14 protein-coding genes and 1 pseudogene are annotated in these 15,586 nt (G+C 63.3%); 4 read left to right on the top strand and 11 right to left on the bottom strand.

Features of this window, described 5'->3' with window-relative positions; translation table 11 throughout:
* Positions 1-170: 170 nt before the first annotated feature.
* Positions 171-725 (bottom strand): DNA-deoxyinosine glycosylase, encoded by a 555-nt coding sequence (locus PAN08_RS02535; protein WP_269789985.1) that lies wholly within the window; start codon positions 723-725, stop codon positions 171-173.
* A gap of 202 nt (positions 726-927) precedes the next feature.
* Here PAN08_RS02535 and PAN08_RS02530 point away from each other — a divergent pair, with 202 nt between their 5' ends.
* On the top strand, positions 928-1,566 hold the full coding sequence (locus PAN08_RS02530; protein ID WP_269789984.1) for an OmpW family outer membrane protein: 639 nt from the start codon (positions 928-930) through the stop codon (positions 1,564-1,566).
* A gap of 235 nt (positions 1,567-1,801) precedes the next feature.
* On the opposite strand, the gene PAN08_RS02525 is transcribed toward PAN08_RS02530, so the two are convergent.
* From PAN08_RS02525 to PAN08_RS02500, 6 genes are all read right to left on the bottom strand, one after another.
* Positions 1,802-2,563 (bottom strand): YiiX/YebB-like N1pC/P60 family cysteine hydrolase, encoded by a 762-nt coding sequence (locus PAN08_RS02525; RefSeq protein ID WP_269789983.1) that lies wholly within the window; start codon positions 2,561-2,563, stop codon positions 1,802-1,804.
* 157 nt (positions 2,564-2,720) lie between these two features.
* The gene (locus tag PAN08_RS02520) at positions 2,721-3,284 is read right to left on the bottom strand and encodes a DUF1453 domain-containing protein (protein WP_269789982.1); all 564 of its coding nucleotides are present in this window, start codon (positions 3,282-3,284) and stop codon (positions 2,721-2,723) included.
* Between the two features lie 316 nt (positions 3,285-3,600).
* Entirely contained in the window at positions 3,601-4,395 is a 795-nt protein-coding gene (locus PAN08_RS02515) for a MetQ/NlpA family ABC transporter substrate-binding protein (RefSeq protein WP_269789981.1), read from the bottom strand.
* 82 nt (positions 4,396-4,477) lie between these two features.
* Positions 4,478-5,167 (bottom strand): methionine ABC transporter permease, encoded by a 690-nt coding sequence (locus tag PAN08_RS02510; protein ID WP_269789980.1) that lies wholly within the window; start codon positions 5,165-5,167, stop codon positions 4,478-4,480.
* Positions 5,164-6,171 (bottom strand): methionine ABC transporter ATP-binding protein, encoded by a 1,008-nt coding sequence (locus PAN08_RS02505; protein WP_269789979.1) that lies wholly within the window; start codon positions 6,169-6,171, stop codon positions 5,164-5,166. The genes PAN08_RS02510 and PAN08_RS02505 overlap by 4 nt, the downstream gene beginning before the upstream one ends.
* A 157-nt stretch (positions 6,172-6,328) precedes the next feature.
* Complete coding sequence (locus tag PAN08_RS02500) at positions 6,329-7,225, bottom strand: DMT family transporter (RefSeq protein WP_269789978.1); 897 nt, start codon at positions 7,223-7,225, stop codon at positions 6,329-6,331.
* Between the two features lie 231 nt (positions 7,226-7,456).
* On the opposite strand from PAN08_RS02500, the gene PAN08_RS02495 reads away from it, so the two are divergent.
* On the top strand, positions 7,457-7,942 hold the full coding sequence (locus tag PAN08_RS02495; protein WP_269789977.1) for a YajQ family cyclic di-GMP-binding protein: 486 nt from the start codon (positions 7,457-7,459) through the stop codon (positions 7,940-7,942).
* Between the two features lie 18 nt (positions 7,943-7,960).
* On the opposite strand, the gene PAN08_RS02490 is transcribed toward PAN08_RS02495, so the two are convergent.
* From PAN08_RS02490 to PAN08_RS02480, 3 genes are all read right to left on the bottom strand, one after another.
* Positions 7,961-9,067 carry a helix-turn-helix domain-containing protein gene (locus tag PAN08_RS02490; RefSeq protein WP_269789976.1) on the bottom strand — a complete coding sequence of 369 codons (1,107 nt, stop codon included), beginning with the start codon at positions 9,065-9,067 and terminating at the stop codon, positions 7,961-7,963.
* Between the two features lie 82 nt (positions 9,068-9,149).
* A complete protein-coding gene (locus tag PAN08_RS02485; RefSeq protein ID WP_269789975.1) occupies positions 9,150-10,277 on the bottom strand; it encodes an NAD(P)-dependent alcohol dehydrogenase in 1,128 nt (375 codons plus the stop codon).
* Positions 10,278-10,291: 14 nt separating this feature from the next.
* Positions 10,292-11,758, bottom strand: a complete 1,467-nt coding sequence (locus PAN08_RS02480) for a benzaldehyde dehydrogenase (RefSeq protein WP_269789974.1) — start codon at positions 11,756-11,758, stop codon at positions 10,292-10,294.
* Between the two features lie 205 nt (positions 11,759-11,963).
* On the opposite strand from PAN08_RS02480, the gene PAN08_RS02475 reads away from it, so the two are divergent.
* Positions 11,964-12,530 (top strand): DUF1415 domain-containing protein, encoded by a 567-nt coding sequence (locus PAN08_RS02475; RefSeq protein ID WP_269789973.1) that lies wholly within the window; start codon positions 11,964-11,966, stop codon positions 12,528-12,530.
* 154 nt (positions 12,531-12,684) lie between these two features.
* On the opposite strand, the gene PAN08_RS02470 is transcribed toward PAN08_RS02475, so the two are convergent.
* The gene (locus PAN08_RS02470) at positions 12,685-13,593 is read right to left on the bottom strand and encodes a DUF808 domain-containing protein (protein ID WP_269789972.1); all 909 of its coding nucleotides are present in this window, start codon (positions 13,591-13,593) and stop codon (positions 12,685-12,687) included.
* Between the two features lie 169 nt (positions 13,594-13,762).
* Here PAN08_RS02470 and PAN08_RS02465 point away from each other — a divergent pair.
* Positions 13,763-15,424: pseudogene (locus PAN08_RS02465) on the top strand (AarF/UbiB family protein); the annotation flags it as partial.
* Positions 15,425-15,586 lie beyond the last annotated feature (162 nt).

Here is a 15,586-nt window from a genome sequence, read left to right as displayed (position 1 = left end):
TGAGGGAATCCTCTATTGTGGCGTCACCGGGCCGCAGCGCCAACCGCTACCGCTGAATTCGCCTGCGTATGTCCCCGGTCAGGCGCAAGCCACAGCCGGTGGGGCTTCAGGCTTGCCGCGACGGGATTCACACCGCGTGACTTGCCGGTTGTCCCCGATGTCCTGCCCGGTCAGCCGCCACAGGGCCGCGCAGTGGGCGGTTCCGATGCATCCAGCCACGGCCGCAGCTGGCCCCATGCCTCCCGCAGGCGTGGCAATGACCACGCCGCATTGGCCGGGCTGGTCGATGGCAGCGCCAACACCGGCAGCGCAACCGCCACAACCGGCAAAGCCGGTCGCACCCACCGTTGGAACGCAGCATGTGCCGCGCCGCCGTTGCAGGCGATGACCTCCAGTGCAGGCAGGTCCGCAATCAACGCAGGCAATGGGTTGGCAACTTCGCTGCCGCGCACGATTGCCGCATCCAGACTACCGCTGCGTTGACATTGGCCGATGACATCCCACAGGCCGACACCTGCGTGTTGCAGATACTGCATGCGTTGCGTGTAGTCCAACGCTGCATCAAATCCGCACAACGTTGCCATCAGCGGCCAGAAGCGATTGCGCGGATGCGCGTAGTAGCGCGACGCATGCAAAGAGATCGCACCCGGCATCGAGCCCAGTACCAGCACGCGACATTGCGAATCTACTTGCGCAGGCAATCCCTGCAGGATCACTCCGCTCATCACATGCACCACAACTTCGTGAACAACATTTTTCTGCGCACACATGTGTCCATAGGATTCTTCTCAATTTTGCTGAACACAAACATAGCGAAATCTCCCTGCGTACAGCGCGATTCATCTTCGCATCGCTACGGTCTACACGCCCCGCAACGAGGGCCTCGACAACAACGATAGTCCCGATAGTGAGACTGAGGAGTCTGTTATGCGTTCGATCAAAATTCTGAGCCTTGCCACCGTTGGTGCGCTTGCACTGTCTTCCACTGCGTTTGCGCAGGATGCCAGCGGCGATACCGCTTCGGGCAAGCATTTCGCTGTAGTGGGTGGCATCACCTTGCTGCAGCCCAAGAGCGACCCGATCAACGGCATCGACAAGTTCGATGGTGGCCCGGCACCGACCGTCAGCGCCAGCTACTACTTCAACGACAACATCGCCGTTGAACTGTGGGGCGCGGTGGACAAGTTCAATCACCGCGTGCGTACCGATGGCGGCGCAAAGGCCGGTACCGTTGAGCAGCAGCCGATTGCGCTGAGTGCGCAGTACCACTTCGGTGCAGCGGACAACACCTTCCGTCCGTTCGTGGGCCTGGGCTACTACGAGTCGAACTTCAGCAACGAGAAGATCGATGGCCTGTCTGACAGCGGCAACCATGTCGGCGTCGAGACCGCGAAGGGTGCGATCGGCACCGTCGGTGTGGACATGAACATCAACTCCACCTGGTTCGCCCGTGCCGACGCACGTTACATGCATGCCCGCCCGGACCTGCGTGTTGGCGGCCAGAGCGCCGAAGAGTTGAAGATGGATCCGTGGACCGTTGGCTTCGGCATCGGCGCACGTTTCTGATTGCTGCAGCCAAGCGGTAAGCGTTACATCGACAGGCACGGATCGTTCGCGATCCGTGCCTGTTTTGTTTTACAAAGCTGCCGTGTCTGCAGAAGCGGGCTTGGCCGTGATGTTCGTAAAAACATGGCCGCGCACGATTGTGCATGGGCCGAAGGTGCGGACACTGTGGATTGCCAGCTTTGCGACCAAGGCCCTTCCCATGAGGTTCGCCCAGGCCATGCGACGTCCCTCCAGATCACGGGCTGCCATCGTCGCTCCATTGCAGGGCGAGATAGTCGAAGTTGGTCTGCAGCCGTGGTTTGACGATGTCGAAGAATGGCGACACGTCGAAGTCACGTGGGGTGTAGAGGCTGTAGTTGCGGATGTGCAGGATTTCCTGTCGCTGCTGTCGAGCGCCCGCCTGCGCCGACACCGTTTCAATCTCTGGCAGGATCGGATAGCGAATCGACTCGAAAGCCTGCGCCAACAGCGTCGAACAGATCGCCTTGGTCGGCTCGCCACTGCCCAGCGCTATCAAACGCCGACGCATATGCCCAGGCACCGGTGGTTGCCGGATGAGATAGCGGGCCAGGTCGAATACGTTCTTCAGGTCATAGCTGTAACCGATACGGGCACGCATGAAACCCACCAGTTGCTCGACCACCGCCGGCGCCAGCCCCTGCGGCCGGCAGATGCGGGTGTGCTGTTGGGCGAACTCGCTGAGCGGGATCCGCCGCACGCCCTGTTCCACATCCACGTCGATCATCATCGGCTGCGGCTTGCCACCCTCCACCAGCGGCTCCTCGCCGATGTACAGCGCCGCATGCGACCACGTGGATTGGCTGAGATATTTGATCGCGGTGGAAAAACGGCTGTTGCCTTCCACCAGCAACACATCACCGCGCCGCAACGTACGCAACAACAATGCAGGATCGCTGGTAGAAGGCCGCGCCTGATTGCGGCGGGGTTGCGCCAAAAAATGCGCCAGGCGCCGCCCAAAAAAACTCAACACACCCATTGCACGACCTCCCAGAACCGTGGCGTCAGCGTAATGGCTGCGCGGCCCTGCCGCCATGCTGCCCTCGCACCCGACCACTGCAGTGGTGCATGAGCTGCTTCCGCTGCGGTGACCTGGCGGTTTGCACCGCTTCCGCAACCGCCGCACGTCCTGCTGCTCAGCGCGGACTGCGGTTGTAACTGCGATAGCGCTGGTGGTGCCTCACCCTACGGCGCAGCAACAGCGCGTACATGCCGGCATAGCCCAGCAGCACCGCGGCCATTGCCAGCAAGCCGGCATGGCTGAGCCAGCCGCTCTGTGGCCATGGCACGCCGCTCATCGAGGCTTGCCAACCTTGCACCATGCCCGCCACGACACGCACCAGGATCATCAAGGTCAGCCCCAACACCAGCCAGGTGTTGGGCTTGTAGAACAGCGTCTCCGTACCGGCCTCGAAGCGGGTCAATGCATAACCCAACGCGCCCAGCGCGAGCCCCGCCAACCAGCCCAGTGCGGCATGGGCCCAGGCGCCCGGCCACCAGACACCGGCTATGGCGGCAAAAATGATGAACAGAACCGTGGACACCAGCGTGCCCCACAGATTGAAAGTGATCAGCCACGGCCGCGCCTGGCGGCGTGCACCGCTGCTGCGGAAGCGTTGCCACAGTGATAGCGGCAGCAGCATCAGCAAGATCGCCAGAAACACCAGCAAGGCGAATGGCAGAGCAAGAAGCAGTGGCATGGCAGATTGATCCGTTGACGCCGCGCGCGATCAACGCGCATGCGGCGATTGCTTGTGCAGGGATACGGCGGCAAACCGGAAGGGAATATCCGCCATCGCGTGACGGGAAGATTAGGCCCTGGCCTGTCGTCACCGTGTAGGCGAAAGGCCTGCAAAGATCATTGCCGACCGGGATTATCCCAGCCGGCAATGCCATCTGACGGGAGGTAACACGGAGCCATATTCCGCAAAGTTGTTACCTCGATGCCACTCGCCGAGCATGGCGGGGCGCGGCGGGAGCCGGTTTGTTCGGCCGGCACTATCGTGGGCGGTTTTTTCAGAACGCCGGCAGTACCGCGCCTTTGTACTTCTGTTCGATGAAGGCCTTCACTTCCGGGCTGGTCAGCGCCTTGGCGAGCTTCTGCACGCGGGGGTCGTCCTTGTTGTCGCTGCGCGAGACCAGGAAGTTCACGTACGGCGAATCGCTGCTTTCAATGGCCAGCGCGTCCTTGGTCGGGTTGAGGCCGGCATCAAGTGCGTAGTTGGTGTTGATCAACGCCAGATCTACCTGGTCGAGCACACGCGGCAGCATTGCCGAATCCAGCTCGCGGAACTTGAGCTGCTTGGGGTTCTCAACGATGTCGCGCTGGGTGGAGAGCGCGTTGGTGGCGTCCTTGAGCTTGATGACGCCTGCGGTGTCCAACAGGATCAGCGCGCGGCTGTTGTTGCTCGGGTCATTGGGGATGACCACATCGGCGCCATCGGGCAAGTCGGCCAGCGATTTGATGCGGCGCGAATAGGCACCGAACGGTTCGATGTGCACGCCGGTGACGGTAACCAACGTGGTCTTGCGGTCACGGTTGTAGGCGTCCAGATACGGCTCGGTCTGGAAGTAGTTGGCATCTACCTGCTTCTGCACCAACTGGTCGTTGGGCTGCACGTAATCGTTGAACACGCGCACGTCGAGCTTGATGCCTTCTTTATCCAGCAGCGGCTTGACCACGTCCAGAATCTCGGCGTGCGGCACGGCAGTGGCAGCCACGACAAGCCTGGAATCATCAGCAACCGGCTTGCCGCAGGCCGAAAGCGCCAGCGTGGCAGCGAACAGGGAAAGAGCGAGCAGCTTGTTCATTGGAATCAGAATCCTGTGGGGAAGGACGAACGGCATACACCGTAACAGGCCGACCGTGCAGACGATGCGCGGCCGGCTGCGCTTACTTGCGGCTGTAATGCGTGACCAGACGGTCGCCGATCATCTGCAGCACCTGCACCAGTACCAGCAGCAGAACCACCGTGACCAGCGCCACATCGGTGTGCGAACGCTGGTAGCCATCACGGAACGCCAGATCGCCCAGACCACCGGAACCGATGGCGCCGCCCATGGCGGTGAAGCCGATCAGGGCAATGGTGGTGACGGTGGCACCGGCAATCAGGCCCGGTCGTGCTTCGGGCAGCAGCACTTTGAAAACGAGCTGTTGGGTGGTCGCACCCATGGCCTGGCTGGCCTCGATGACACCCCGGTCCACTTCACGCAGCGCGGTTTCCACCAGGCGTGCGTAGAACGGCGCGGCGCCCACGACCAGCGGCAGGATCGCGCCGCGCACACCCAGCGAGGTGCCCATCAACCCCAGCGTCACCGGAATCAACACGATCATCAAAATGATGAAAGGCACCGAGCGCAGCAGGTTCACCAGCAGCGCCAACACGCCGTAGACCACTGGTTTGCGATGCAGCTGCGGGGAACCGGTGAGGAACAGCAGCACGCCCAGCGGCAAGCCGATGGCCATGGTCAGCGGCAACGAGCCGGCCAGCATCAACAGCGTGTCGACGGTGGCCTGACCGATGTCGGCCCATTTGCCAGCATCCAGATGGCGGAAGAAACCGCCTGCAGTTGCAAGAATCATCGACGTAGTTCCTCCACGTGCACCCCAGCCGCGACGAAGGCAGCCTGCGCTGCGTTCTGGTCACCGCCCACCAAAGCGACGGTGAGCTGGCCGTAGGGCGTGTCCTTGATCCGGTCGATACGGCCGGACAGGATGTTGTAGTCCACCCCGGTCTCGCGGGCGATGTGCCCGAGCAGGGGTTCATAGGTGTCATTGCCGAGGAAGGTCAGGCGCATGATGCGGCCACCGACAGCGGCGTAGCTCTGCAATTGCTCGCCCTCGTCCACATGCTCGGATTCCGACACGAAGCGGCGCGTGGTCGGGTGCTTCGGGTGCAGAAACACCTCCGTCACCGGGCCCATTTCCACCAGATGCCCTGCATCGAGAACCGCCACGCGGTCGCAGACGCGACGGATCACATCCATCTCGTGGGTGATCAGCACGATGGTCAGGCCCAGCTCGCGGTTGATCTTGCCCAGCAACGACAGCACCGCTGCGGTGGTCTGCGGGTCAAGCGCGCTGGTGGCCTCGTCACACAGCAGAATCTGCGGGCGCGTCGCCAGGGCGCGGGCAATGCCGACGCGCTGCTTCTGCCCACCGGACAACTGCGCCGGGTACTTGCCCGCATGTGCCTCCAGGCCAACAGTGCGCAGCAGTTCGGCCACGCGGGCGTCGATTTCAGCCTTGGGCGTGCCGGCCAGTTCCAGCGGGAAGGCGACGTTGTCAGCTACGGTACGCGCCGACAGCAAGTTGAAGTGCTGGAAGATCATGCCGATCCGGCGGCGCAGCGCACGCAGGCCATCGGCGTCCAGCGCGGTGGCGTCCTCGCCTTCAATCAACACACGACCGCCGCTGGGTTCTTCCAGACGGTTGATCAGGCGGATCAAGGTCGACTTGCCGGCGCCGGAGTGGCCGATGATGCCGAACACTTCGCCGGCCTGTATCTGCAGGTCGAGCGGATGCAGCGCGGTGATCGCGCGGCCGTCGACGACGTAGGACTTTTGCAGGTTCTGGAACGCGATCACTGCCAGGGCAACCGGGGGGTCAGAAGGGGCGTGCAGCCTAGCAGCGCCGGCCCTCCGGCGCGCGTGCTGTACCGGCGAATCTTATTCTTTTTGGTTCTAAGTGACGCCGCCGGCAGCCGAGGCCAACCATGCCGGAGACCGGGATGGCCTCCCCCGCTCAGGGATGATCAATCTGATCCGGCCGCTGCGCCCGCTGCACCCGTTCGCGATGCAGCAGGTACAGGCCGCTGGCGACGATGATGGCCGCGCCGGCCCAGGTCCAGCGGTCGGGCAGCTTGTCCCACAGCAGCAGATCCCAGCCGATCACCCAGACCAGGCCGGTGTACTCCAGCGGCGCGATCATCGAGGCCTGGCCCAGCTGGAACGCCCGGGTCAGCGCGATCTGCCCCAGCGCCCCGGCCAAGCCCATGCCCGCGATCAAGGCCGCGTGCTTCCATTGCAGCGGCCGCCATTCCGGCCAGGCCAGCACACCGGCGCCAATGGCCATGATCAGCAGGAACCACACCACCATCGACTGCGGGGTGTCGGTGCGGGTCAGCAAGCTGACCGTAACCGCCGCGATGGCATAGGCAGTGGCCGCCAGCAGCACCATCAAACCGGGGAAGGAAATGATGCCGTCCACGCCCGGCCGCAGCACCACCAGCACGCCGACCAGGCCAATGCCGATCGCGACCCAGCGACGCGGTCCGACATGCTCGCCCAACAGCGGCACCGACAAGGCCGCCACCAACAGCGGAGCGACAAAATAGATGGTGTAAGCCGTGGACAATGGCAGCGTGCGCAGCGCGTAGACGAAGCAGCCAATCATCACCATGCCGAGCACGCCACGCAGCAGATGCAGGCCCCAGCGCACCGGGATGATCGAACGCGGCCCGGCGGAGGCAAGCACCCACACCAGCACGAACGGCAACGACGCCGCGCCGCGCAGCATGGTGACCTGCAGGGTGGGATAACTGGCCGCCAGCATCTTCATGCCGGCATCCATCAGCGAAAAGAAGGCGACTGCCGCCAGCATCCAGACGATGGCGCGCGCAGGGGATTTGGTTGGGGACATGCGCCCGATTATCCGCTGTCATGCCCAAAGCCGGTATCCCCGAGGCAACCGGTAGGTTCAGTGCTTCGTGCCGAGAGGACTATCCTGCAGGGCATCGGTTTCCGTCCCCCCCCTCCCCTTGCCTGCGACAAACGGCGGGGGCTTCAAAGCCAAGCTGCACCCCCCCGCGAAAGAGAGATAGGGCTGTATTCGCCTAGAATGGGGGCTGTTTTCACTGATTGGAGCAGGCCCATGCCTTCCTTTGACGTCATTTCCGAAGTTGACAAGCACGAGCTGGCCAACGCCCTGGACCAGGCCAACCGTGAGCTGGCCACCCGCTTCGATTTCAAGGGCGTGGATGCCAAGTTCGACCTGGAAGACGAAAAGCTGATCAAGCTCACCGCGCCAACCGATTTCCAGCTCAAGCAGATGGCCGACATCCTGCGCCTGCGCCTGGCTGCCCGGAACATCGATTTCCGCTGCATGGAATTTGGCGACATCGAAACCAACCTCGGCGGTGCGCGTCAGCAAGTCACCGTCAAGCAGGGCATCGAGCAGAAGTTGGCCAAGCAGATCGCTGCCAAGATCAAGGAAGCCAAGATCAAGGTCGACACGCAGATCAACGGTGACAAGCTGCGCGTCAACGGCAAAAAGCGCGATGACCTGCAGGAAGTCATGGCGCTGTTGAAAAAAGGCGAGTTCGAGCAGCCGCTGCAATTCGACAATTTCCGCGATTGATCCACCGCTGCAGCAGGGTTAGTCGCCCTGCTGCAGTTTGCGGTACAGCGTGGTACGCGAAATACCCAGCCGGCGTGCTGCCGCACTGACATTGCCGCGGTGGTTATCCACCGCGTCGCGCACCGCCTGGATGCCCTGCGCACGCAGTGAACCCTTGACGGCATCGCGCGAGGTCACCGGGATGCCCACGCTGCCGCGCCGCGATACCGGCGCACGCAGGTACTGCACCTGCAATGCGCTGTCCTCGGAAACACGCACCCGTCGCGCTGGCCCGGCCTGCAACAACCGACGCCGCTGATGCAGATTGGCGCCCGCAAACAAGCTGTCCAACGTCAGCTCCGGCAATGGCCCTCGACGCGGCAGACCGAGCAGACGTCGCGCGACACGATTGGCGGCACGAACGCGCCCACTTTCCTCGATGGCCAACAAGCCCTGGAATGGCGTATTCAACCAACGCACATCGTGCTGCAGCGCCAGCAAATGGCACGGGCGGCATTCCTGCAGCAAACGGTTTTCGATGGACAGCGCCGCCTGCCGGAAATAGTCCAGCAAGCAATCCGGGTTGCGCTCGCCAAGGCCGGTGATGTCGAGCACTCCGGTCACTTCACCCTCCAGCCCATGCAATGGCACGCTCAGGCAGAACATCGCGGTGAAGTGATCCAGATAGTGCTCGTTGCCGCGAACCAGCGCTGGCGTGTCCTCGGCCAGCGCACAGGTGGGTGCGGTGGTACCAAGATGCGACTCGCGCAATTGCCGCCCCACCTGGATGGGGCGCAGCAACGGTGAATCCGTCAGGCCGTGCTCACGCTGGGCCACAATCATGCCCTGCGTGTTGGCGCAGATCATCAGCCATTGGCGACCGCCAAATGCCGACCACAACTGGTCCATGTCGTGCTGTGCGCAACGCGCCAATCTGCGGTCGGCATTGCCTTCCAACTGCGGCGGCCGTGCCACCCTGGGCTGCAGCTGCGGTGTTTCGTGTTGCTGCATGCCGGACGCGCGCAAGCGCTCCCATGAGCGCCGCAGCGGCGGCGCCAGCAGGTTTTCCGGCAAGGGCGCGCCTGCCGAAAACTCCCGCCGTGCATTGACCAACAACGCCTGGTGTTCCAACAACGCACCGTTCATGGATTGCCCTCGTGCCGGAGCGGCAACGCCGCATCCGTGTTGTGTACCCGTTGAGACCACCGCCGGTCCCCGACGCCTGGCGTCATCCTGGCATCCTCAAAATCGCCTTGAGCGTCAGCCCACGCGTGCTGTCTTCAGCGGCCTGGTTGATCTGCTCAAGGGGGTAGAACTTCACCAGCTTGTCGAAGGGAAACCGGCCCTGCAAATACAACTCCACCAATTGCGGGATGAACACCTGCGGCACACTGTCGCCCTCGACCACGCCACGGATGGTACGCCCGCCGATCATAAGATTGTTGACGTCGAAACTGGCCAGCGTGCCCATCTTTGAAGCACCCACCACGCCGATCACACCCAGCTTGGCCAGCGCGGTGACACCCTGCTCCAGCACGTCCACGCGACCGGTGGATTCCAGTGCGAAATCCACGCCGCCGGGGCTGATCGCATGCACCGCTTCGACGATGTCCTGCTCGCGGCTGTTGATGACATGGGTGGCGCCCAGCTCCTTGGCCAGCTCCAGCCGCGACGGCACCACGTCCACGGCAATGATGATGGCCGCACCGGCCAGGCGCGCAGCCATCACCGCGCTGAGGCCCACCGCCCCAGCGCCATAGGCAGCAAAGTGGCTACCGGCAACCACCTTCAACGAATTGATCACCGCACCGGCACCGGTCTGGATGCCACACCCCAAGGGGCCCAGCAGTTCCAGCGGGGCCTTTTCGGGCACCTTCACCGCATTGCTCTCCCGTGCCAAGGCATAGGTGGCAAACGAGGATTGCCCGAAGAAATGATCATGCAGTGGCTGCCCCTGCGCATCGTCGATGGCGTTGGAGCCATCGACGCCAGCACCAGCAAAATTCTGCTGGTAAGAATCCTCGCAGTAGGCGCCATGGCCGCTGCTGCATTGCTTGCAGTGACCGCAGACGCCATAGGTAAGCACGACGTGGTCGCCCACCTTCAGAGCTTTCACCTCCGGGCCCACGGCTTCAATGACGCCGGCGCCTTCATGGCCCAACACCACCGGCAACGGTACCGGGTAAAGCTGGTCCCGCACGATCAGATCGGTGTGGCAAAGACCGGTAGCCACGACCCGCACCAGCACCTCGTCACTGCGCGGCCCGCGAAGACGGGCCTGCTCGATGGTGAAGGGCTGCTCTTTCGCTCGCACCACCGCTACGGTGATGTCTCGCGCTGCTGTTTCAGCGTTCATGTGCGGCTCCTGGCTCACAGCGGGTAAGAAGCGGGCGCCTGGCCCTTGATGGTCAACCACTGCCACTGGGTGAACTCATCAATGTTGGCTGCCCCGCCGATGCTGGTCCCGTTACCCGACACACCGACGCCGCCGAACGGGTTTATCACCTCATCGTTTACCGTCTGGTCATTGATGTGCAGAAGCCCGGTGTGCAACCGCTCGCCCAGTTTGAGCGCGCGCCCAACGTCGCTTGAGATGATCGCCATCGACAATCCATAGTCCGTGTCATTGGCCAGCGACACGGCTTCATCCTCCGTATCGAACGGCACCACCACGGCTACCGGCCCGAATATTTCTTCACGAAATGCTGGATTTTCCCGGTTTACGTCAGCCAACACCGTTGCGTCAAAGAACAGCTCGCGGTGGTGTCCGCCGGCCGCGAGCACGGCACCCGCGGCCTGTGCATCGGCCACGATGCGTGCGGCATGGTCCCGTTGCTGGGCGTTGATCAACGGCCCCAACGCGACCTCTTCGCGGGCTGGATCACCCGTCTTCAGCGACTTGGCCTTGGTGACAAGTTTTTCCAGGAAGCGGGCATAGATAGCCCGCTGTACCAGGATACGGCCAGTGGCCATGCATATTTGCCCCTGATGCAGGTACGCACCCCAGGCGGCGTTGGCCACGGCCAGATCCACGTCGGCATCGTCCAGGACAATCAGCGAGTTCTTGCCGCCCAGTTCCAGCGACACCTTCTTCAGGTGCTTGCCAGCGGCCTCGCCTACCTTGCGCCCGGCCTCGGTGGAGCCGGTGAACTGGATCATGCGCACATGGGGGTCGGCAGTGAGCGCAGCACCCGCAGCACCGTCGCCCGGCAACACATGCAGCAGCCCGGCCGGCAGACCGGCCAGTTCAAACAGGCGGGCAATGACGAAGCCGCCGCACACGCTGGTGCGCGGATCAGGCTTGAGCACCACCGCGTTGCCCAGCGCCAGGGCCGGCGCCACCGCGCGCAAGGCCAGGTAGAGCGGGAAGTTGAATGGGGAGATCACCCCGACCACGCCCAGCGGACGCCGCCGCGCCAGACTCAAGCGCCCCGGCTCGGACGGCAGGACTTCACCCACCGCACGCGATGGAAGTGCGGCTGCCTCATGCAGCGTACGGGTGGCCACCCTGAATTCTGCGATGGCCTTGAAACGGGTAGAGCCGCCTTCGCGCACCAGCCAATCCTTGATTTCGTCCCCATGCGCTTCGGCCAGCGCGGCGGCACGGCGCAGCACGCCTGCCCGGGTTTCGTAGGGTGCGTCGGCCCAGAGGCGTTGCGCCTGGGCTGCGACCGCCGCTGAACGCGCTACCTGGGCCGGGTCGGCAAGCGCCACCTGGCCCAGCAACGCAGCGGTAGCCGGCTCGACCACATTCCACAATGCCGCGCTGACGCTCCATTGCCCATCGAATTGCTTGCCCGACCAAAGTTTGGTCGGCAGAAGTGCTTGCGTTGCCATCGTCCAGGACTCCATTGGGGGAAATAAGTCAGCCGATTGGACGCCTGCCCACATCGCTTGCCTATTGGCCACCAACGGCGATTGCCGAATCTCTTGTCGCGGAAGCGGTTTGACCACTGCCAGCTGTTTCATCCATGGACAGTCAAGCGGTCCTCGCCACGGGCTGGCACTACAATTGCCCACCCAGCACCTAGGCAAGGCCACCATGAACGACGCCACCACCCCCACCGGCGACCCGCTCGCCGTCACCCGGAACTGGCTGGAGAAGGCCGTCATCGGGCTGAACCTGTGCCCCTTCGCCAAAGCGGTGTACACCAAGCAGCAGGTGCGCTTCGTACTCAGCGATGCCAGTACGCCTGAAGCCCTGCTGGAACAACTGGTCGAAGAGCTGGCGCTGCTGCGCGACACTCCGGCCGAGCAGACCGACACCACGTTGATCATCCATCCGGACGTGTTGACCGATTTCCTGGAGTACAACGACTTCCTGGAGAACGCCGATGCGGCGGTGGAAGCGCTGGATCTGCAGGGCATCCTGCAGGTCGCCAGCTTCCACCCGCAGTACCAGTTCGCCGGAGCCGCGCCGGATGACGTGAGCAACTACACCAACCGCGCGCCCTACCCCATCCTGCACCTGCTGCGCGAAGACAGCGTGGAGCGCGCGGTGGCCGCATTCCCGGACCCCGATGTGATCATCGAGCGCAACATCGAAACGCTCGACAAGTTGGGCATTGACGGTTGGAACAAGCTGCTGGCCGGCGACAAGCTGCACTGAGCGGCTGCACGTTGAGCGGCATCATTCGTGACTGTACGGAGGATGCCGCTCTGCAACGTAGAAGAAGCCATCGCGTCGCGGAAAAGAAATCGCGCGCCCACAACGGCAACGTTACGTGCCCGGGCAGCATTGCGCTTGCCCGGGCACTGGTCTGTCAGTCCGCGGCTTTACCGCCGCGCATGCGTTGGAACGCCGTCACCACCATCAGCACCACCGCGCCGATGAAGATGCCCACCACGACGCTACCCAGGCCGTTGGCCAGCCATTCCAGATTCGTCGGCGCCAGGCCGATCACGAAGTGATGCAACGGCGGTATGGCATGCACCAGGATGCCGCCGCCGACCAGGAACATCGCAGCGGTGCCAGCAACCGACAAGCCGCGCATCAGCCACGGCGTGGCATACAGCAGTCCGCGCCCCACCGCTGCCAGTGCGCGCCCTTTGTCGAGCAGCCAGGCACCGATGTCGTCCAGTTTGACGATGCCAGCCACCAGGCCGTACACGAACAACGTCATGCCCAGCGCGATGGCGATCAGCGCCGCGACCTGCTGGCCAAACGGCGCATTGGATATCACGCCCAGCGACAGCACGATGATCTCGGCCGACAGGATGAAATCGGTGCGCACCGCGCCCTTGATCTTGTCCTTCTCCCAAGCGATCACATCGACCTTTTCATCGGCCAGCACCTTCACCAGCTCGGCCTTGTGTGCCTGGTCTTCTTCCTTTGAGTGCAGGAATTTGTGCGCCAGTTTCTCCACGCCCTCGTAACAGAGGAAGGCACCGCCGATCATCATCAACGGCGTGATCGCCCACGGCAGCCACGCACTGATGGCCAACGCCGCCGGTACCAGGATGGCCTTGTTGACCAGCGACCCCTTGGCCACCGCCCACACCACCGGCAACTCGCGGTTGGCGCTGACGCCGGTCACCTGCTGCGCATTGAGCGCCAGGTCGTCGCCGAGCACGCCTGCGGTTTTTTTGGCCGCAACCTTGGTCAGGACCGCGACGTCGTCAAGCAGGGCGGCAATATCGTCAAGCAGGGCAAACAGGCTGGCTCCAGCCATGGGACACCTAAAAGTGGATAGACCGGTGGATTCTCACCCATTCATGCGTCGATAGACGTGACCGCCCTGCATTCACCCTTCCCCAACCTGCCCGCAGCCACACTAAGGCCCCTGTTTTGCAGGAGGTATCGGCTTGAACGAACCCACCAGCAACGAGGTTCCCACCACCATCGGCGGCATGAACCGGCGCCAGCAGATCGTGCGGATGCTGTTGCGTTACCGGAACTCCGGTGTGTTTTCGGGCATCTCGCTCGACGGCGAATTGCCACGCCTGGGCCGGCAACCGGCCACCGGCAGCCCCACCCAGTTCGTTACCGACCTGGAGGCATTGGGCACCACCTTCGTCAAGCTCGGTCAGGTGCTGTCCACCCGCCCGGACATGATCCCGCCGGAGTACGTGACCGCGCTGGAGCGCATGCAGGAGAAAGTGGCACCCATCCCGGTCGAGCACATCCGCGCGATCATCGAGGAGGACCTCGGTGCATCGGTCAACAAACTGTTTGCCTCGTTCGACCCCGTGCCGCTGGGCTGTGCCTCCATCGCCCAGGTGCATCGCGCTGAGCTGCGTGACGGCCGCGAGGTGGCCATCAAGGTACAAAAACCGGACATCGCCGCGCAGCTGCGTTCGGATATCGGCGTGCTGCGTAGCTTTGCCACCGCCGCCGACCACCTCACCCGCGTCGGCCGCAAGGTGCGCTTTTCCGACTGGTTGGATGAATTCGCCAAGACCCTGCGCATGGAGCTGGATTACGAAGCCGAGGCCGCCAGCCTTGCGCGCTTCGGTGAGCACCTGGCGCCGTATCCAGAATTGTGGGTACCGCAGCCGATGTGGGACCTGTGCAGCCGCCGCGTGCTGACCATGGAGCTGGTGCCGGGCGTGCGCGTGGATGCCATTCCGCAGGTGCGCCGCACCGAGCAGTCGATGCTGCCGCTGGCCGCCGCCTTGGTGCGTGGCTATCTCGACCAGATATTCGTGCACGGCGAGATACATGCCGATCCACATCCGGGCAATCTGCGGGTCACACCCGACGGGCAATTGGCCATCTTCGACCTGGGCATGGTGGCGCATGTGCCGCCACGGCTGCGCGAGCGCCTGCTCAAGTTGTTGTTTGCTGCCGTGGATGGCCGTGGCGAGGAAGTGGCCGACGAAATCATCGCCATCAGCACCCGCCTGGAGGACTACGACGAGGAACGCCATCTGCGCGAGACCGGGCAGATGATCGCCCGCTACGCGGCAAACGGCACCGTCTCTGAAGGCCGCGTGGTATTGGAGATCGTTCGCATCGCCACCAGCAGCAACCTGCGTACACCGCCCGAGCTCAGCCTGTTGGGCAAGGCGTTGCTCAGTTTGGAAAGCGTGTGCCAGGTGCTGGCGCCAGAACTCAATACACGCAAGGTGGTGGAGAAACAGCTGCAGCACGTGATGCGCGCGCGCCTGCGCAAATCCCTCTCACGGGCCAACCTCGCCAGCGAGGCGATGGAAGTGCAGCAACTGCTGCGCGATGGTCCACGGCGCATGTCCGACATCCTCAGTCTGGTCGCCGAGAACCGGCTGCAGATGAAAGTCACCGGACTGGAGGAGTCGCGCTTGATGGAGAACATCCAGAAAGTCGCCAACCGCATCGCCGCCGGGTTGATCACCGCAGCGCTGCTGCTGTCTTCCGCGTTGATGATGCAGGTGCCAACGCGCTTCACATTGTTCGGCTACCCGGCCTTCGCCATCGCGTTGTTTCTGCTGGGCGTGGTGATTGGCATGGGGTTGATCCTCAGCGCCCTGCTGTTTGATCACCGCACCCGCTCGCGTGTACGCGAAGAACGTGGGCACCGTTGACGCCCCCGCGAATGAGCCGGTGAATGAATGCGTGCGCGTTGGGCACTTCGCATTACAGCTCTCTCTCACGCTTTCTCACTAAAAATTGCATTCACTGGAAAACATTTCAGTCAGGTTCGTGCAGGCACCATCCGGGCGTCCTTTCGTCACACGCCTGACATG

The organism is Stenotrophomonas sp. Iso1 (genome assembly GCF_027497995.1).
In the GTDB taxonomy this organism is placed as follows: domain Bacteria; phylum Pseudomonadota; class Gammaproteobacteria; order Xanthomonadales; family Xanthomonadaceae; genus Stenotrophomonas.
Note: the sequence above shows the minus strand (reverse complement) of the source record. Positions and strands in the feature narration are given on the sequence as shown.

Coding starts and splice junctions, on each gene's coding strand:
- PAN08_RS02485 (WP_269789975.1), bottom strand. CDS start 10,277: ATGAACGCTGAAACAGCAGCGCGAGACATCACCGTAGCGGTGGTGCGA.
- PAN08_RS02490 (WP_269789976.1), bottom strand. CDS start 9,067: ATGAACGGTGCGTTGTTGGAACACCAGGCGTTGTTGGTCAATGCACGG.
- PAN08_RS02520 (WP_269789982.1), bottom strand. CDS start 3,284: ATGCCACTGCTTCTTGCTCTGCCATTCGCCTTGCTGGTGTTTCTGGCG.
- PAN08_RS02480 (WP_269789974.1), bottom strand. CDS start 11,758: ATGGCAACGCAAGCACTTCTGCCGACCAAACTTTGGTCGGGCAAGCAA.
- PAN08_RS02530 (WP_269789984.1), top strand. CDS start 928: ATGCGTTCGATCAAAATTCTGAGCCTTGCCACCGTTGGTGCGCTTGCA.
- PAN08_RS02495 (WP_269789977.1), top strand. CDS start 7,457: ATGCCTTCCTTTGACGTCATTTCCGAAGTTGACAAGCACGAGCTGGCC.
- PAN08_RS02475 (WP_269789973.1), top strand. CDS start 11,964: ATGAACGACGCCACCACCCCCACCGGCGACCCGCTCGCCGTCACCCGG.
- PAN08_RS02525 (WP_269789983.1), bottom strand. CDS start 2,563: ATGGGTGTGTTGAGTTTTTTTGGGCGGCGCCTGGCGCATTTTTTGGCG.
- PAN08_RS02515 (WP_269789981.1), bottom strand. CDS start 4,395: ATGAACAAGCTGCTCGCTCTTTCCCTGTTCGCTGCCACGCTGGCGCTT.
- PAN08_RS02470 (WP_269789972.1), bottom strand. CDS start 13,593: ATGGCTGGAGCCAGCCTGTTTGCCCTGCTTGACGATATTGCCGCCCTG.
- PAN08_RS02510 (WP_269789980.1), bottom strand. CDS start 5,167: ATGATTCTTGCAACTGCAGGCGGTTTCTTCCGCCATCTGGATGCTGGC.
- PAN08_RS02500 (WP_269789978.1), bottom strand. CDS start 7,225: ATGTCCCCAACCAAATCCCCTGCGCGCGCCATCGTCTGGATGCTGGCG.
- PAN08_RS02535 (WP_269789985.1), bottom strand. CDS start 725: ATGAGCGGAGTGATCCTGCAGGGATTGCCTGCGCAAGTAGATTCGCAA.